General features: G+C 53.6%; 11 protein-coding genes. 7 read left to right on the plus strand and 4 right to left on the minus strand.

Translation table 11 applies throughout. The annotated features are described in order from the left end of the window. Window positions 1-201: 201 nt before the first annotated feature. From yeaG to EPE01S_RS13935, 5 genes are all read left to right on the plus strand, one after another. On the plus strand, window positions 202-2,136 hold the full coding sequence (yeaG, locus tag EPE01S_RS13915; protein ID WP_062746143.1) for a protein kinase YeaG: 1,935 nt from the start codon (window positions 202-204) through the stop codon (window positions 2,134-2,136). Between the two features lie 70 nt (window positions 2,137-2,206). Further along, window positions 2,207-3,487 (plus strand): YeaH/YhbH family protein, encoded by a 1,281-nt coding sequence (locus tag EPE01S_RS13920; protein WP_062746145.1) that lies wholly within the window; start codon window positions 2,207-2,209, stop codon window positions 3,485-3,487. 335 nt (window positions 3,488-3,822) lie between these two features. Continuing rightward, window positions 3,823-5,550, plus strand: a complete 1,728-nt coding sequence (locus tag EPE01S_RS13925; protein WP_062746147.1) for a potassium/proton antiporter — start codon at window positions 3,823-3,825, stop codon at window positions 5,548-5,550. Between the two features lie 425 nt (window positions 5,551-5,975). After that, window positions 5,976-7,445, plus strand: coding sequence for an undecaprenyl-phosphate galactose phosphotransferase WbaP (gene wbaP / locus EPE01S_RS13930; protein ID WP_062746149.1), 1,470 nt, complete (start codon window positions 5,976-5,978; stop codon window positions 7,443-7,445). Between the two features lie 158 nt (window positions 7,446-7,603). Further along, complete coding sequence (locus EPE01S_RS13935) at window positions 7,604-8,794, plus strand: multidrug effflux MFS transporter (protein ID WP_062746151.1); 1,191 nt, start codon at window positions 7,604-7,606, stop codon at window positions 8,792-8,794. A gap of 2 nt (window positions 8,795-8,796) precedes the next feature. Here the strand turns inward: EPE01S_RS13935 and dadX are convergent, their stop codons facing one another. Further along, the gene (gene dadX / locus EPE01S_RS13940; protein WP_062746154.1) at window positions 8,797-9,867 is read right to left on the minus strand and encodes a catabolic alanine racemase DadX; all 1,071 of its coding nucleotides are present in this window, start codon (window positions 9,865-9,867) and stop codon (window positions 8,797-8,799) included. Window positions 9,868-9,896: 29 nt separating this feature from the next. Then, window positions 9,897-11,198 carry a D-amino acid dehydrogenase gene (locus EPE01S_RS13945; RefSeq protein ID WP_062746157.1) on the minus strand — a complete coding sequence of 434 codons (1,302 nt, stop codon included), beginning with the start codon at window positions 11,196-11,198 and terminating at the stop codon, window positions 9,897-9,899. A 510-nt stretch (window positions 11,199-11,708) separates the two neighbouring features. On the opposite strand from EPE01S_RS13945, the gene EPE01S_RS13950 reads away from it, so the two are divergent. Then, a complete protein-coding gene (locus tag EPE01S_RS13950; RefSeq protein ID WP_062746159.1) occupies window positions 11,709-13,247 on the plus strand; it encodes a SpoVR family protein in 1,539 nt (512 codons plus the stop codon). An 88-nt stretch (window positions 13,248-13,335) separates the two neighbouring features. On the opposite strand, the gene fadR is transcribed toward EPE01S_RS13950, so the two are convergent. Next, window positions 13,336-14,055, minus strand: coding sequence for a fatty acid metabolism transcriptional regulator FadR (fadR, locus tag EPE01S_RS13955; protein ID WP_062746161.1), 720 nt, complete (start codon window positions 14,053-14,055; stop codon window positions 13,336-13,338). Window positions 14,056-14,364: 309 nt separating this feature from the next. On the opposite strand from fadR, the gene dsbB reads away from it, so the two are divergent. Beyond that, window positions 14,365-14,895: a disulfide bond formation protein DsbB gene (gene dsbB / locus EPE01S_RS13960; RefSeq protein WP_062746163.1), complete on the plus strand. Its 531-nt coding sequence runs from the start codon at window positions 14,365-14,367 to the stop codon at window positions 14,893-14,895. Window positions 14,896-14,999: 104 nt separating this feature from the next. On the opposite strand, the gene ycgN is transcribed toward dsbB, so the two are convergent. Next, window positions 15,000-15,449: a cysteine cluster protein YcgN gene (gene ycgN / locus EPE01S_RS13965; RefSeq protein ID WP_048915888.1), complete on the minus strand. Its 450-nt coding sequence runs from the start codon at window positions 15,447-15,449 to the stop codon at window positions 15,000-15,002. Window positions 15,450-15,474: the final 25 nt, after the last annotated feature.

Below are 15,474 nucleotides of genomic sequence, written 5' to 3' on the forward strand. Positions count from 1 at the left end.
CAGGTCAGGAAATTTCCTGAATGCGATCTACGCTTAATTATAAGACGCTAAATTCCAACGAGTAGAGTGAGCGGCAATGTTGTGTAGCCCGATAGCAAGTCAGGTTGGCATAAGGGTTGCTGTACTCACTTAAGTTCCTTCAGGAGCTCGCTCTTCTTAGGCTCCTGGTACCTGTGCTAAAAAAGAAAGGACGGGCATCCCATGAATATATTCGATCACTATCGTCAGCGTTATGAAGCTGCCAAGGACGAAGAGTTCACACTGCAGGAGTTTCTGACCATCTGTCGCCAGGATCGCAGTGCCTACGCCAACGCGGCAGAGCGACTGTTGATGGCCATTGGAGAGCCAGTGATGGTTGATACCGCGCTGGAGCCCCGGCTTTCCCGGCTGTTCTCAAACCGTGTAGTGGCCCGTTATCCAGCGTTTGAAGAGTTTTATGGCATGGAAGATGCCATTGAACAGATCGTTTCCTACCTGAAACACGCGGCACAGGGGCTGGAAGAGAAGAAACAGATCCTCTACCTGCTGGGGCCCGTCGGCGGAGGGAAATCTTCCCTCGCTGAACGTCTGAAATCTCTGATGCAGCGCGTGCCAATTTATGTGCTGACGGCGGACGGGGAACGCAGTCCGGTGAATGACCATCCGCTCTGCCTGTTCAATCCGCAGGAGGACGCCAATATTCTGGAAAAAGAGTACGGCGTACCGCGCCGCTACCTTGGCACAATTATGTCGCCGTGGGCGGCAAAACGCCTGCACGATTTCGGCGGCGATATCACCCGCTTTAAAGTCGTTAAAGTGTGGCCATCCATTCTGGAACAGGTTGCAATAGCAAAAACAGAGCCCGGAGATGAGAACAACCAGGACATCTCTGCCCTGGTGGGTAAAGTGGATATCCGTAAGCTGGAAAATCACGCGCAGAACGATCCGGATGCTTACGGCTACTCCGGGGCGCTGTGCCGGGCCAATCAGGGCATCATGGAATTCGTGGAGATGTTTAAAGCGCCGATTAAGGTGCTGCATCCCCTGCTGACGGCAACGCAGGAAGGGAATTACAACGGAACAGAGGGGATCTCAGCCCTGCCGTTCAACGGGATTATTCTGGCACACTCCAATGAATCAGAATGGGTGACTTTCCGTAATAATAAAAACAATGAGGCCTTCCTTGACCGTGTTTACATTGTCAAAGTCCCTTACTGCCTGCGGGTATCGGAAGAGATTAAGATTTACGACAAACTGCTGGTGAACAGCGAACTGACCCACGCACCGTGCGCGCCGGGCACGCTGGAAACCCTGGCCCGTTTCTCGATTCTGTCGCGCCTGAAAGAACCTGAAAACTCCAGCACCTATTCGAAGATGCGCGTGTATGACGGGGAAAGCCTGAAAGATACCGATCCTAAGTCGAAATCTTATCAGGAGTACCGCGATTATGCGGGCGTGGACGAGGGGATGAACGGTTTATCCACGCGCTTTGCCTTTAAAATTCTTTCCCGTGTGTTTAACTTTGACCACGCTGAGGTAGCGGCAAACCCGGTCCACCTGTTTTATGTGCTCGAACAGCAAATCGATCGCGAACAGTTCCCACAGGAACAGGCTGAAAAATATCTTGAGCATCTGAAAGGTTACCTGATCCCAAAATACGCTGAGTTTATTGGTAAGGAGATCCAGACGGCTTACCTGGAGTCTTATTCCGAGTACGGCCAGAATATCTTCGATCGCTACGTCACTTACGCGGATTTCTGGATCCAGGATCAGGAGTACCGCGACCCGGATACCGGCCAGCTGTTTGACCGTGAGTCCCTGAACGCGGAGCTGGAAAAAATCGAGAAGCCAGCGGGGATCAGTAACCCGAAAGATTTCCGTAATGAGATCGTCAACTTTGTGCTGCGTGCCCGGGCGCATAATAATGGCCGGAATCCGAACTGGACCAGCTATGAGAAACTCCGCACCGTTATTGAGAAGAAAATGTTCTCGAACACCGAGGAGCTGCTGCCGGTTATCTCCTTTAACGCGAAAACATCCACCGATGAGCAGAAAAAACACGACGATTTTGTCGACCGTATGATGGAGAAAGGCTACACACGTAAACAGGTTCGCTTGCTGTGTGAATGGTATTTGCGCGTGAGAAAATCATCCTGATTCGGAAGTCGCACCCGTCCGGGCCCGGGCAGCACAGGGGGGCCGGACGGCAACACTGTTTGGGGGAGCTATGGCCTATTTTATCGATCGGCGTCTTAACGGTAAAAACAAAAGCGCAGTGAACCGACAGCGCTTTTTGCGCCGCTATAAATCGCAAATCAAACAGTCGATTTCCGAGGCCATCAACAAGCGTTCGGTGACTGACGTAGACAGCGGTGAATCCGTCTCTATTCCTGTGGAAGATATCAACGAACCGGGATTTCATCAGGGCCGGGGCGGCGAGCGCCATCGTGTTCATCCCGGTAATGACCATTTTGTACAAAATGACCGTGTTGAACGCCCTCAGGGCGGTGGCGGCGGGAGCGGAAGCGGCCAGGGCAATGCCGGAAAAGATGGTGAAGGTCAGGATGAATTTGTTTTTAATATTTCCAAAGATGAATACCTGGATCTCCTGTTCGAGGATCTGGCCCTGCCAAATCTGAAAAAGAACCAGCACCGCCAGCTCAATGAGTATAAGACCCACCGGGCCGGATATACCGCGAATGGCGTGCCTGCCAATATCAGCGTGGTACGCTCACTGCAGAATTCGCTGGCGCGCCGTACCGCGATGACGGCGGGTAAACGTCGTCTGCTGGCTGAGCTTGAAGCCTCACTGCTGCGGGTGGAAAACAGTGAACCGGCGCAACTGCTGGAAGAGGAACGGCTCAGGCAGGAAATTGAGGAACTGCGCGCCCGCATCAAACGCGTCCCCTTCATTGATACGTTTGATCTGCGCTATAAGAACTTTGAAAAACGACCGGAACCTTCCAGCCAGGCGGTGATGTTCTGCCTGATGGATGTTTCAGGCTCGATGGATCAGGCCACTAAGGATATGGCTAAGCGCTTTTATATTCTGCTGTATTTGTTCCTCAGCCGGACGTATAAGAACGTTGATGTGGTGTATATTCGCCACCATACGCAGGCAAAAGAGGTCGACGAACAGGAGTTTTTCTACTCGCAGGAAACCGGCGGGACGATTGTCTCCAGCGCACTCAAACTGATGGATGAAGTGGTGAAGGAACGTTACGATCCGGCCCAGTGGAACATCTATGCGGCTCAGGCATCGGATGGCGACAACTGGGCAGACGATTCTCCTCTGTGCCATGAAATTCTGGCGAAGAGTATCCTGCCGGTGGTTCGTTACTACAGCTACATAGAAATCACCCGGCGCGCCCATCAGACGCTGTGGCGCGAATATGAACATCTGCAATCCACCTTTGACAACTTTGCCATACAGCATATTCGTGAGCCGGAAGATATCTATCCGGTGTTCCGTGCCCTGTTCCATAAACAGGTCGAAGAAAAATACTGATCCTGCCCTCAGCCGGCGCCCCTGTCGGCTGAGCTATTTCCACCCTCGCTTCGCATTAATAGCTGACCAGCAGCTGACACGTGGCATAATGTCTATTGTCAGCAGTGTTATCGCGTTTTAACCCCGTTTACTCAATGGCTCAGCGCTAATTCGTTAATTAAAGGCCATTTTGGTGACACTCAGCGGCATTTACTTCTGTCTGTTTTACGATATTTTATCCACACTGATATTTTTTCTGTCTGCACACGACGTGCGTTCAGATTTTGACCCTTTACCGGGGCGTTCCCCGCCCTGGTGAAACCGGTTTTTTTTACACGTCACAGGAGAGGTGCCTTTTGGAAGCCAGCGCGATTTATAGTCTGTTTATTATTGGTTCTGTGCTGGTTGCGTCGAGCATTCTCCTGAGTTCCTTTTCCTCCCGGCTGGGCATTCCGATTCTGGTGATCTTCCTGGTGCTGGGCATGCTGGCCGGTGTTGATGGCATCGGCGGGATTGCATTTGATAACTATCCCGCCGCCTATCTGATCAGTAACCTTGCGCTGGCCGTGATCCTGCTGGATGGAGGGATGCGTACTCAGGCCAGCTCCTTCAAAGTGGCGTTAGGTCCTGCACTGTCGCTGGCTACGGTGGGCGTGCTGATCACCGCCGGTCTGACCGGGCTGGCCGCGGCCTGGCTGTTCGATCTCAATCTGATGAACGGTTTTCTGGTTGGCGCCATTATCGGCTCCACGGATGCCGCTGCGGTATTTTCTCTGCTGGGTGGTAAAGGACTGAACGAGCGCGTCAGTGCCACGCTGGAAATTGAGTCCGGCAGCAACGACCCGATGGCTGTCTTCCTCACCATCACCCTGATTGAGATGATTCAGAATGGTGAAAGCGGCTTAAGCTGGATGTTTGTCGTGCATCTGGTGCAGCAGTTTGGCCTGGGCATCGTGCTCGGTCTGGGCGGCGGCTGGGCCCTGTTGCAGCTGATTAACCGCGTCTCTCTGGCGAGCGGCCTCTATCCTCTGCTCGCCGTCAGCGGCGGTATTCTGGTGTTTGCGCTGACTACCGTACTGGAAGGCAGCGGTATCCTGGCCGTTTATCTCTGTGGTTACGTACTGGGCAACCGGCCGATCCGCAACCGGCATGGCATTCTGCAAACCTTCGATGGTATGGCCTGGCTGAGCCAGATTGGCATGTTCCTGGTTCTTGGTCTGCTGGTCAATCCGACGGACCTCTGGCATATCGCCATCCCTGCCACCCTCCTGTCGCTCTGCCTGATTCTGGTTGCCCGCCCGCTGTCCGTGATGATCGGACTGCTGCCGTTTCGCGGCTTCAATATCCGCGAGAGGGTATTCATCAGCTGGGTCGGGCTTCGTGGTGCAGTGCCGATCATCCTCGCGGTCTTCCCGATGATGGCGGGGCTGCCCCATGCTTCACTGTTCTTTAATATCGCGTTCTTCGTTGTGCTGGTGTCGCTGATGGTACAGGGAACCTCATTGGGCTGGGCGGCGCGCAAGGCGCGCGTGGTGGTGCCGCCGATGGCCTCGCCCATTTCACGCGTGGGCCTTGATATCCACCCGGAAAACCCGTGGGAGCAGTTTGTTTATCAACTCAGCGCGGATAAGTGGTGTGTGGGTGCCGCGCTGCGCGACCTCGTGATGCCGCGGGAAACGCGCATTGCTGCCCTGTTCCGTGACAACCTGCTGTTGCACCCAACGGGCAGCACACGCCTGAGAGAGAACGATGTACTTTGCGTCATTGGTCGTGAGCGCGATCTCCCGGCGCTGGGTAAGCTCTTCAGTCAATTGCCGCCAGTTTCACTCGATCAGCGCTTCTTTGGTGACTTTATTTTGCAGGCCGATGCCCGCCTGCATGATGTCTCAGAGATTTACGGTATTGAGCTGGATGAAGACGCCGACACGCATCAGACGCTGGGCCAGCTGGTGCTGGGCCTGATTGGTGGCGCGCCTGTCGTGGGTGACCAGGTGGAGTGGAAAAACATGATCTGGACGGTGGCAGAAAAAGAAGCCAATGAAATTGTGAAGATTGGCGTCAAGGTTCAGGAAGAGAAAGAATAACCCCCTCCGCACCTCTGCCCGCTGTGAGCGGGCAGAGGTGCCTGGTCTTTAGAAAAAGTCTTAAAAGCCGACTATTTATCAATGTTTTTATCAGATTCATCAATCCGCCTTTATTCATTTATCACGCTGTCATAATTTTTATTTATTACGTTCTGGTTAAGATTAATCTGCTGTTTGATTTTTCACCTGCTTTTAGGATTATCCTGTATTACCTAAAACAAATAACTCCGGCATACTCGAATCTTGATTATGCGGCGGAATAGCGTGGCACCCTCTTTAACCACCACTTCGCTGCCCCGAAACCGTAACGATAATGGCCACATCACGTCAGTCTGATAAACCCACAGGGGTTAATGTAGAGACGCCTTGATACGGGGATTGCCCTCGACAGGTTATTGATTTCTCATTAAAAGAGAGCAGGCATTATGGCAAGTACTCTGGTACTCAACGACAGCCGCCGTACGTTTAGCGGTACACGTAAGAATGTTATTGCGAAAGTTGCGTTAAGTTTTTCAGATTTACTCTCAATCAATCTGGCCCTGTTTTTATCCGCTGCAACACTTCAGGGTATTTGGGGCACTCTGGATATTTTTATCCCGCCCCAGGAAGTCGATATTCGTTTTATTGCGCAGTTCGTGATGTCGGTATTATGTACCGCCTGGTTCTGGATGCGTCTGCGACATTATACTTACCGCAAACCTTTCTGGTTTGAATTAAAAGAAATTATTAAAACGCTGGTCATTTTTTCACTGTTAGATCTGGCACTGATTGCGTTTTCCAAATGGGATTTTTCCCGCATGTTATGGAGCTTCACCTGGCTGTATGCCTTAATCCTGGTGCCCCTCCTGCGCTCCTGCGTCAAGAATGCCATCCTGAAAGCCGGGCAGTGGCAGAAACACACGATTATCATTGGTTCCGGTAAAAATGCCCGTGAAGCCTATGCGGCGCTGCAAAGTGAAGAGCTGCTGGGCTACGACGTTAAAGCGTTTGTCGCCGCTTCCGGGGAGAAGGACAGCGCGGAGTCGTTCAACGGCATTCCCGTAATCACCCATAAGGATATCGTCTGGGACAGCGTCGACCTGGATAACACCCAGTTCATCGTTGCCATGGAGAACGACCAGCGCGCCAGTAGGGATAAATGGCTGAAGCTGCTGTCGAAGAAAAAATGTCGTTCTGTCTCAGTAGTGCCTACCCTGCGTGGCGTTCCCCTGTATGGCACCGACATGTCCTTTATCTTCAGCCATGAAGTGATGCTGCTGCGCGTCAGCAACAATCTGGCGAAACGCTCGTCGCGATTCCTCAAGCGTACCTTTGATGTCATCGTGGCCTCTTTACTGCTGCTGTTTCTGGCACCGGCCTTTGGCCTGATCTGCTGGATGGTCAGCCGTGATGGCGGCAGCCCGATTTACGGCCATGAGCGCGTCGGCCAGGACGGTAAAAAGTTTAAATGCCTTAAATTCCGATCGATGGTGATGAACTCCAAAGAAGTGCTGGAAACGCTGCTGGCCACCAGCGAAGAGGCGCGGGCCGAATGGGATAAGGACTTCAAACTGAAGAACGATCCCCGCGTAACAAAGATCGGTTCGTTTATGCGCAAGACCAGCCTGGACGAGCTGCCACAGCTGTGGAATGTGATCCGCGGAGAAATGAGTCTGGTGGGGCCGCGTCCGGTGATTGAGGCGGAGCTGGAACGGTACGCCGGGGATGTTGATTACTATCTGATGGCAAAACCTGGCATGACCGGACTGTGGCAGGTCAGTGGCCGCAATGATATCGATTATGATACCCGGGTTTACTTCGACTCCTGGTATGTCAAAAACTGGGCGCTATGGACAGATATTGCCATTCTGTTTAAAACCGCCGGGGTGGTGCTTCGCCGCGATGGTGCCTATTAACCGGCGACCAACCGACTTTCCTTCTGCGATCGTCATTGCCCTTCACTGGCAATGACGATTGACACCCTTCCCTCCCGCGTTTATCACTTTCCCCTTTTCTTTTCTGCCGGTTATCTTTACCCTGTCCGGCTTGCTTTACTCTGGACGCCTCACCTGCCATGCAAAAATTTACACTATTACTCCTCAGCCTGGTGCTGCTTGCGCCACTGGGTATTGATCTCTATCTGCCCACGCTGCCCGATATCGCTGTCGGTCTGAACACGCCGGTTTCTGCTATCCAGACCACCATCCCGCTGTTTTTACTGGTGATGGGTCTGGGTCAGATTATTGCCGGTCCGCTGGTCGATAATCTTGGCCGTAAACCTGTCGCGCTGACGGGGCTGCTGCTGTACGTCGTGGGCAGCGTGCTGGCGGCCACGGCCAGCGGCTGGCCCCAGTTCCTCAGCGCCCGCGTCATTCAGGGTTGTGCCGTATGCTGTACCGCCGTCGTGGCGTTCAGCGGCGTACGCGACCGTCTTAATGGCGATGAAGCTGCACGGGCCTATGGCTTTTTAAACGGTGCTCTGAATATCGTTCCGGCGCTGGCCCCTTTACTGGGTGGCGTGCTGGCCGGCGCGTTCGGCTGGCGGGCGAATTTCTGGTTTCTGACCGGCTATGCGCTGTTCATCACCCTGCTGGTGATCGTTTTCCTGCCGGAAACCCGTCCTGCCGATACACAGAAGGTGAAAAGCCTGCCGGTTCGGCAGTACTGGCAGATCCTGCGTCAGCCGCGCTTCCTTGCCTTCGCCTTTGCTAACGCCGGGGCACTCGGAATGGTACTGACCTATGTTTCCCTGGCCCCGCAGGTGCTGATGACCGAAGGGAAACTCAGCGCACTGCAGTTCTCTATTGCCTTCGGGGCCAACGGGTTCTGGATCATGCTGGTGAGCGTACTGGTGAATAAGATGATCCGCAAACTCGGTCGTCCTGTCTGCCTGGCAACAGGTGCGCTGGCGATGACGCTGGGGGCTGTGACATTAATGGCAGGAGTGATGCTGTTCCCTGTCGCCGCACAGACGCACTGGGCGCTGTATATGCTGCCCGTCGCCATCTCCGTTGCGGGGCTGGCCTTTACCGTAGGGCCGGCGACCAGCTATGCGCTGGAGCCTTACCAGCAGCAGGCGGGCGTCGCCTCGGCGCTGGCAGGCTTTATTCAAATGGCGGGCGGTTCGGCCGCCGGGCTGCTGGTTATGGCGCTGCCCATAGCAGAAAAATCTGCGCTGGCTCTGATGATGGTGGCCGGTGCCCTGCTGGCACTGACCGCATGGCGGATGAGTAAAAAAGTGCGCGGTACACTGACCGCGCTCTGAGATCAGACAACCTTCACCGGCACTCGGGGGGCGAGCGCGCACATGAGCTCATACCCTACGGTGCCGGATGCCGCAGCCACCTCATCAATCTTCACGTTATGCCCCCACAGCTCCACCTGACTGCCGATGCCCGCCTGTGGGCATGGCGTTAAGTCAACGGTGATCATATCCATCGAAATGGCACCCACAACCTGTGTTCGCACCCCATCCACCCAAACTGGCGTGCCGGTGGGGGCATGCCGGGGATAGCCGTCTGCATAACCACAGGCCACCACACCGATACGCTGCTCAGCCGTTGCCCGATAGCGACTACCGTAACCGACGCCACTACCGGCCGTCAGTTGCTGGATGCCGATGATCTCAGACGTCAACGTCATCACCGGCTGCAGACCGCTGCTGGCAATGTCCTGCCACTGCCCACTTGGGGAGGCACCATAAAGAATAATACCCGGACGAACCCAGTCGTGGTGGGTGTGAGGATGCCACAGCGTGGCGGCAGAATTGGCCAGTGAACGTGGACAGTTCAGGCCTTCGGACGCCTCATTAATACGCCTGACCGGTTCGGCAATGCCTTCCGCCGTTTCTGCTTCTGCAAAATGGGCCATCAGCGTCATCTCACCGACGTTATCGAGCGAATGCAGCTTCTGCCAGGCGTTGTGTACCTGGCCGGGCTGAAAGCCCAGTCGGTTCATCCCACTGTTCATTTTCAGATAGATATCCACAGGGGCAGAGAGGCTGGCTTTCGCCAGTGCCTGAATCTGCCAGTTACTGTGCACACTGGTGGTCAGGCGGTAGCGATCGATAATCGTCAGGTCTTCAGGATGGAAGAATCCCTCCAGCAGGAGGATCGGCTTTTTCCAGCCGCCCTCCCGCAGCAGGATCGCCTCTTCAAGATTTAACAGGGCGAAACCATCCGTTTCCGCCAGACTCTGCCAGACGCGGTCAATTCCATGCCCATAGGCATTAGCTTTCACGACTGACCACAGGCGTGAACGGCCCGCAGCCTGACGCGCTACTGACAGATTTTGCCGCAACGCGGCGCGGTTAATCGTTGCGACAATCGGACGAGCCATACCCTCTCCTTGTATAACAATGCAATAGGTTAACGAACGTTGGCACTGTGCAGCGTGCGCGCCGGGGTTGGAATAAACCCGGGCAGGTAGCGCATCACGGACAAATCATCAGCAGAAATCGCCGGAGTCACACCGGAAATAATATCCGCCAGAAGCTGCCCTGAACCGCAGGCCATCGTCCAGCCAAGAGTACCATGACCGGTATTAAGGAACAGGTTTTTCAATGGGGTACGCCCTACAACAGGGGTCCCATCCGGCGTCATAGGACGTAAACCGCTCCAGAACGTCGTCTGCTCAATGCTGCCGCCCTGGGGAAAAAGATCGCCGACCACCATCTCCAGTGTCTGACGCCGTGCAGGTAACAGCCGGGTATTAAAACCGACGATTTCGGCCATACCCCCCACGCGGATACGGTCATCAAATCGGGTGATGGCGACTTTGTAGGTTTCATCCAGCACGGTAGAAACCGGTGCAGCATCGGCATCCTTTATTGGGATCGTCAAAGAGTACCCTTTTAAAGGATAAACCGGCACGTTCACTATCCCGTCGAGCAGCGCCGTCGAAAATGAACCAAAGGCCACAACGTAGGCGTCAGCAGTGATCCGTTCGCTGCCACATCTGACGCCGGTGATACGATTCCCCTCCTGTTCCAGAGCATCCACTGTAGTGTTGTAACGGAAAGTCACTCCCGCCTCCGCCGCCATGGCTGCCAGACGCTGGGTGAAGAGCTGGCAGTCTCCGGTTTCATCATTCGGTAATCGCAGGCCGCCGGTCAGCTTATGCTGAGTGGTCGCCAGCGCCGGTTCGGCCTGTCGCAACTGTGCCGCCTCCAGCAGTTCATAGGGCACTCCTGCCTCTTTCAGTACGGCGATATCCTTCGCCGCACTCTCATACTGCTGGGCAGTGCGGAACAGTTGCAGCGTGCCGCCCTGCCGCCCCTCATAGGCGATGCCGGTTTCCTGACGCAGTGTTTTCAGGCAGTCGCGGCTGTATTCTGCAATGCGCACCATACGGCTTTTATTTAACTGGTAATGGGACATATCGCAGTTGCGCAACATCTGCCACATCCACGCCAGCTGGAATCGGCTGCCGTCCAGGCGGATGGCGAGGGGAGCATGACGCTGAAACATCCATTTTACGGCTTTCAATGGCACACCCGGGGCCGCCCAGGGGGCGGCATACCCTGGTGAGATTTGTCCGGCGTTGGCCGCGCTGGTTTCCAGCGCAGCGGCGGGCTGGCGATCGATAACTGTCACTTCATGTCCCGCCTGCGCCAGATACCAGGCGCTAGCCACGCCCACGACCCCACTACCCAAAATCACCACTTTCATAACCACCTCTCAGGGAGCCATTATAGAATTATTCACTGGATTTTACGCACGCAAGCGGAGTAAAAGACCGCCATCATCTTTTCACATTACGCTGACATATTTCACACATTCTTCACCTTAAAGCCGATTAAAAACAAGATGCCGCTCCCACTTCAGCTGATGAAACTGATTTTAGCCCTTTAAAAGCAGATAATTTTTTTTAAATAGCATAATCCATCAAGCACCAGCACAAACACGCCCTGCCATAACATTAGATTATAAACAGAATATTATGCTGTAAAAAGGCCGTCTGGTTGAATTTATCATTACGTAAAATTATTTTTTTAAACACGTCTGAATTTTATACCGAAAAATTCAATTGTTTTAACGAGAGGGATAAGAGACAGTGAACTATCATTGAGATATTGGCTTTAATTCCAGGCTTATCCGCGCCGCTGGCGTACGGACAGGTCGAGATGAAAACGGACATTCTGCAGCAGGATAATCCGGTTTTATAAAAAGGAGTGCGCTATGACCACGATCTTTGACGTTCCGATTAAGGACAGCAAACGCCTCGATGATGGACCAGACTGGACCTTCGACCTGCTTGACGTATATCTCAGCGAGATTGACCGCGTCGCAAAATCTTACCGACTGGATACCTATCCTCATCAGATAGAGGTCATTACCTCTGAACAAATGATGGATGCCTACTCCAGTGTAGGGATGCCCATCAACTATGCACACTGGTCGTTTGGTAAGAAATTTATCGAAACCGAACAGCGTTACAAGCATGGTCAGCAGGGGCTGGCATATGAAATTGTCATTAACTCCAATCCCTGTATCGCCTATCTCATGGAAGAAAACACGATGACCATGCAGGCGCTGGTGATGGCCCACGCCTGTTACGGTCACAACTCGTTTTTCAAAAATAATTATCTGTTTCGCAGCTGGACAGACGCCAGCTCTATTGTTGATTACCTGATTTTTGCGCGCAATTACATCACCGAGTGTGAAGAGCGTTACGGCGTGGAGAATGTCGAGCGTCTGCTGGACTCCTGCCATGCGTTAATGAACTACGGCGTTGACCGCTACAAACGTCCACAGAAAATCTCTCTGCAGGAAGAGAAAGCCCGGCAGAAGAGCCGCGAGGAGTACCTGCAAAGCCAGGTCAATATGTTGTGGCGTACCCTGCCGCGCCGTGAGCGCGAGGAGATTCACTCTGCCAGCGCGCGCTATCCTGCCGAGCCGCAGGAGAATTTGCTGTATTTTATGGAAAAAAATGCCCCGTTGCTGGAGCCCTGGCAGCGTGAGTGCCTCCGTATTGTCAGGAAGGTCAGCCAGTATTTTTACCCGCAGAAACAGACCCAGGTGATGAATGAAGGCTGGGCCACTTTCTGGCACTACACTATCCTGAATCATCTTTACGATGAAGGTAAAGTGTCTGAACGCTTTATGCTGGAGTTCCTGCACAGTCATACCAATGTGGTATTTCAGCCGCCGTACAACAGCCAGTGGTATAACGGTATTAACCCTTATGCACTCGGCTTTGCGATGTTCCAGGATATCAAGCGTATCTGCGAAGCGCCAACGGAAGAAGACCGCCACTGGTTCCCGGATATTGCCGGTTCAGACTGGCTGGATACGCTGCATTTTGCCATGAAGGAGTTCAAGGACGAGAGCTTTATCAGCCAGTTCCTGTCCCCCAAAGTGATGCGGGACTTCCGTCTCTTTACCGTGCTGGATGATGACCGCAATAACTTCCTGGAAATTGCCGCTATCCATGATGAGGCGGGATACCGGGCGATACGCCAGCAGCTTTCCGCCCAGTATAATCTGAGCAATCTGGAACCCAATATTCAGGTTTATGATGTCGACCTGCGCGGCGATCGTTCCCTGACGCTTCGCTACGTGCCACATCATCGTGCGCCTCTGGACAAGAGCCGCCGCGAAGTCCTCAAGCATGTGCACCGGTTGTGGGGTTTTGATATCACTCTGGAACAACAGAATGATGATGGCACCGTTGAGATCCTTGATCGCTGCCCCCCTCGTCCGGGTACGCCAATCTGATCGTCATTGGCGGGGACGTATACCGTTTAGAGGGATCTAAAAAAGGGCCGATCGTCATAACGAGCGGCCCTGTTAACACTGACGCGAATTAACGCCGTGCAGGGGGGAGATCGGTAGGCATACTGGTTTGCATGGAATGCCAGATTTCACCGCTGCGGCGGCCATAATCGCGGACACTGTCCAGAATTTTATCGTGCTGTTGCGTCTGCAGGATAGAAAGAAGCTGCTGATAAAAAGCCTGTGCCAGAGAGCGTGCTTCCGGGTTAGAGAAGTAATGGCGGCCCACGCGCGTATACAACCCTTTTAGCCCGTTAATGATCAAACCGTAAATGGGGTTACCTGAAGCGAACGCCAGACCACGAAAAATGTTGTAATCCAGATGCGTGTAGGCCTCTGCATGATCTTCAACGTGATTGGCGGTTTCCAGCACCTCTCGCGCTTTATCCGGGTAAGTGCGTATTGCACGACGGATAAAAATTGAGGAAATGTTGGTGCGTACGGAGAGCAGATTGTCCACCAGTTGCGGCACACTGTCATGATCGAGACGGGCCAGGGTTTCCAGAATACTGAGCCCGGAGGTCTCCCAGAAGTTATTCACCCGGGTCGGCTTGCCGTGTTGTATTGTCAGCCAGCCGTCACGTGCCAGTCTCTGTAAGACTTCGCGTAATGTGGTTCGGGTGACGCCTATCAGCTCGGAGAGTTCACGTTCAGCAGGTAAGATTGACCCCGGAGGGAAACGGCTGTTCCAGATACTTTCAATAATGTACTCTTCAGCGAAACCCGCCGGGCTCTGCGCCTTAATGACCATAGCGTTCTTTTTCCGTTGCGTTCATTTCTTCAATATTCAGCTCATCATACCAGACGCCCCAGGCATCACCTAGCTCACCCGGGAGGGAAAAGCCGATCGTCTGCAAAAAACTGACTATCTCTACTGCCCTTCAGACGATCGTTTCGGCCCTCCCCTCTGTGGCATTCGTCACAGCAAAGAAAAGCGACATTTATTCTCACCAGAATTATTTTAAGTCATTTTCCTGCTTAAATTTTTTATCTGTGCTGGCTGGATTGCGGCGGCTTTTCGTTTACACTGCCGTTTATTCTATTTTAGACGGACAGACGAATGTTGAGATATCTGAATAGCTGCTCTCGCGGCCGGGGTGCATGGCTGCTGATGGCACTGACCGCCTTCGCACTTGAGATGACGGCGCTCTACTTTCAGCATGTCATGATGCTGAAACCCTGTGTCATGTGTATTTATGAACGTTGTGCCCTGTTTGGCATTATGGGTGCTGGCATTGTGGGTGCTATCGCCCCCAGGACGCCGCTTCGCTGGGTGGCTATCCTCATCTGGCTCTACAGCGCCTGGCAAGGCGTACGGCTGGCATGGGAGCACACCATGATCCAGCTGCATCCGTCACCGTTCGCCACGTGTGATTTTGCCGCCCGCTTCCCGACCTGGCTTCCTCTGGATAAATGGCTTCCATCGGTCTTTGTTGCCAGTGGTGACTGTGCTGAAAAGTCCTGGTCATTCCTGACGCTGGGAATGCCGCAATGGCTGGTGGGGATCCTGGCTGCCTATCTGGTTATCGGGATACTGGTGCTGATCAGTCAGCCCTTTAAGCCGAAACGACGCGATCTGTTCTCTCGTTAATCACTACAAACGGGCGGTCGCCCACCTGTTGTGCCCTTCGATGAAGGGCACAAAAAAAGCCCCGACTCAGCGGAGCTTTCCCATCCAGTTCCAGTCCTGCCTGGTTATTTACCGTACCAGCGTGGCCGGTTAATAATGTGTTCCTCCCAGTCAACCACTTCACTTTCATGCACGGCGATATGACGCACCGAGATACGTGCGGCATGCATCGCGGCACGCGATCCGCTGCGCAGAGGGTGCCACGGCGGTAGCGTTTTCCCTTCAGCCAGCACGCGATAAGCACAGCTCGGCGGTAGCCACTGGAATGTCGGCAAATTATCGCGCGTCAGCTTGATGCAATCCTCTTCCAGTTCGAAGCGGGTTTCGTAGTTGCGGCACTGACAGGTCTTAATATTCAGCTGATTGCAGGCGACATTGGTAAAGTAGATCTCATCGGTGTCGGCATCCTGCAGTTTATTCAGGCAACACTGGCCACAGCCATCACATAAGGACTCCCATTCCTCGTCGCTCATTTGTTCCAGCGTTTTCCGCTGCCAGAAAGGGGTTTCAGTCATGTTGGGTGTCCGGTAAAAGTAAAAA

Source organism: Erwinia persicina NBRC 102418, from assembly GCF_001571305.1.
Lineage (GTDB): Bacteria > Pseudomonadota > Gammaproteobacteria > Enterobacterales > Enterobacteriaceae > Erwinia > Erwinia persicina.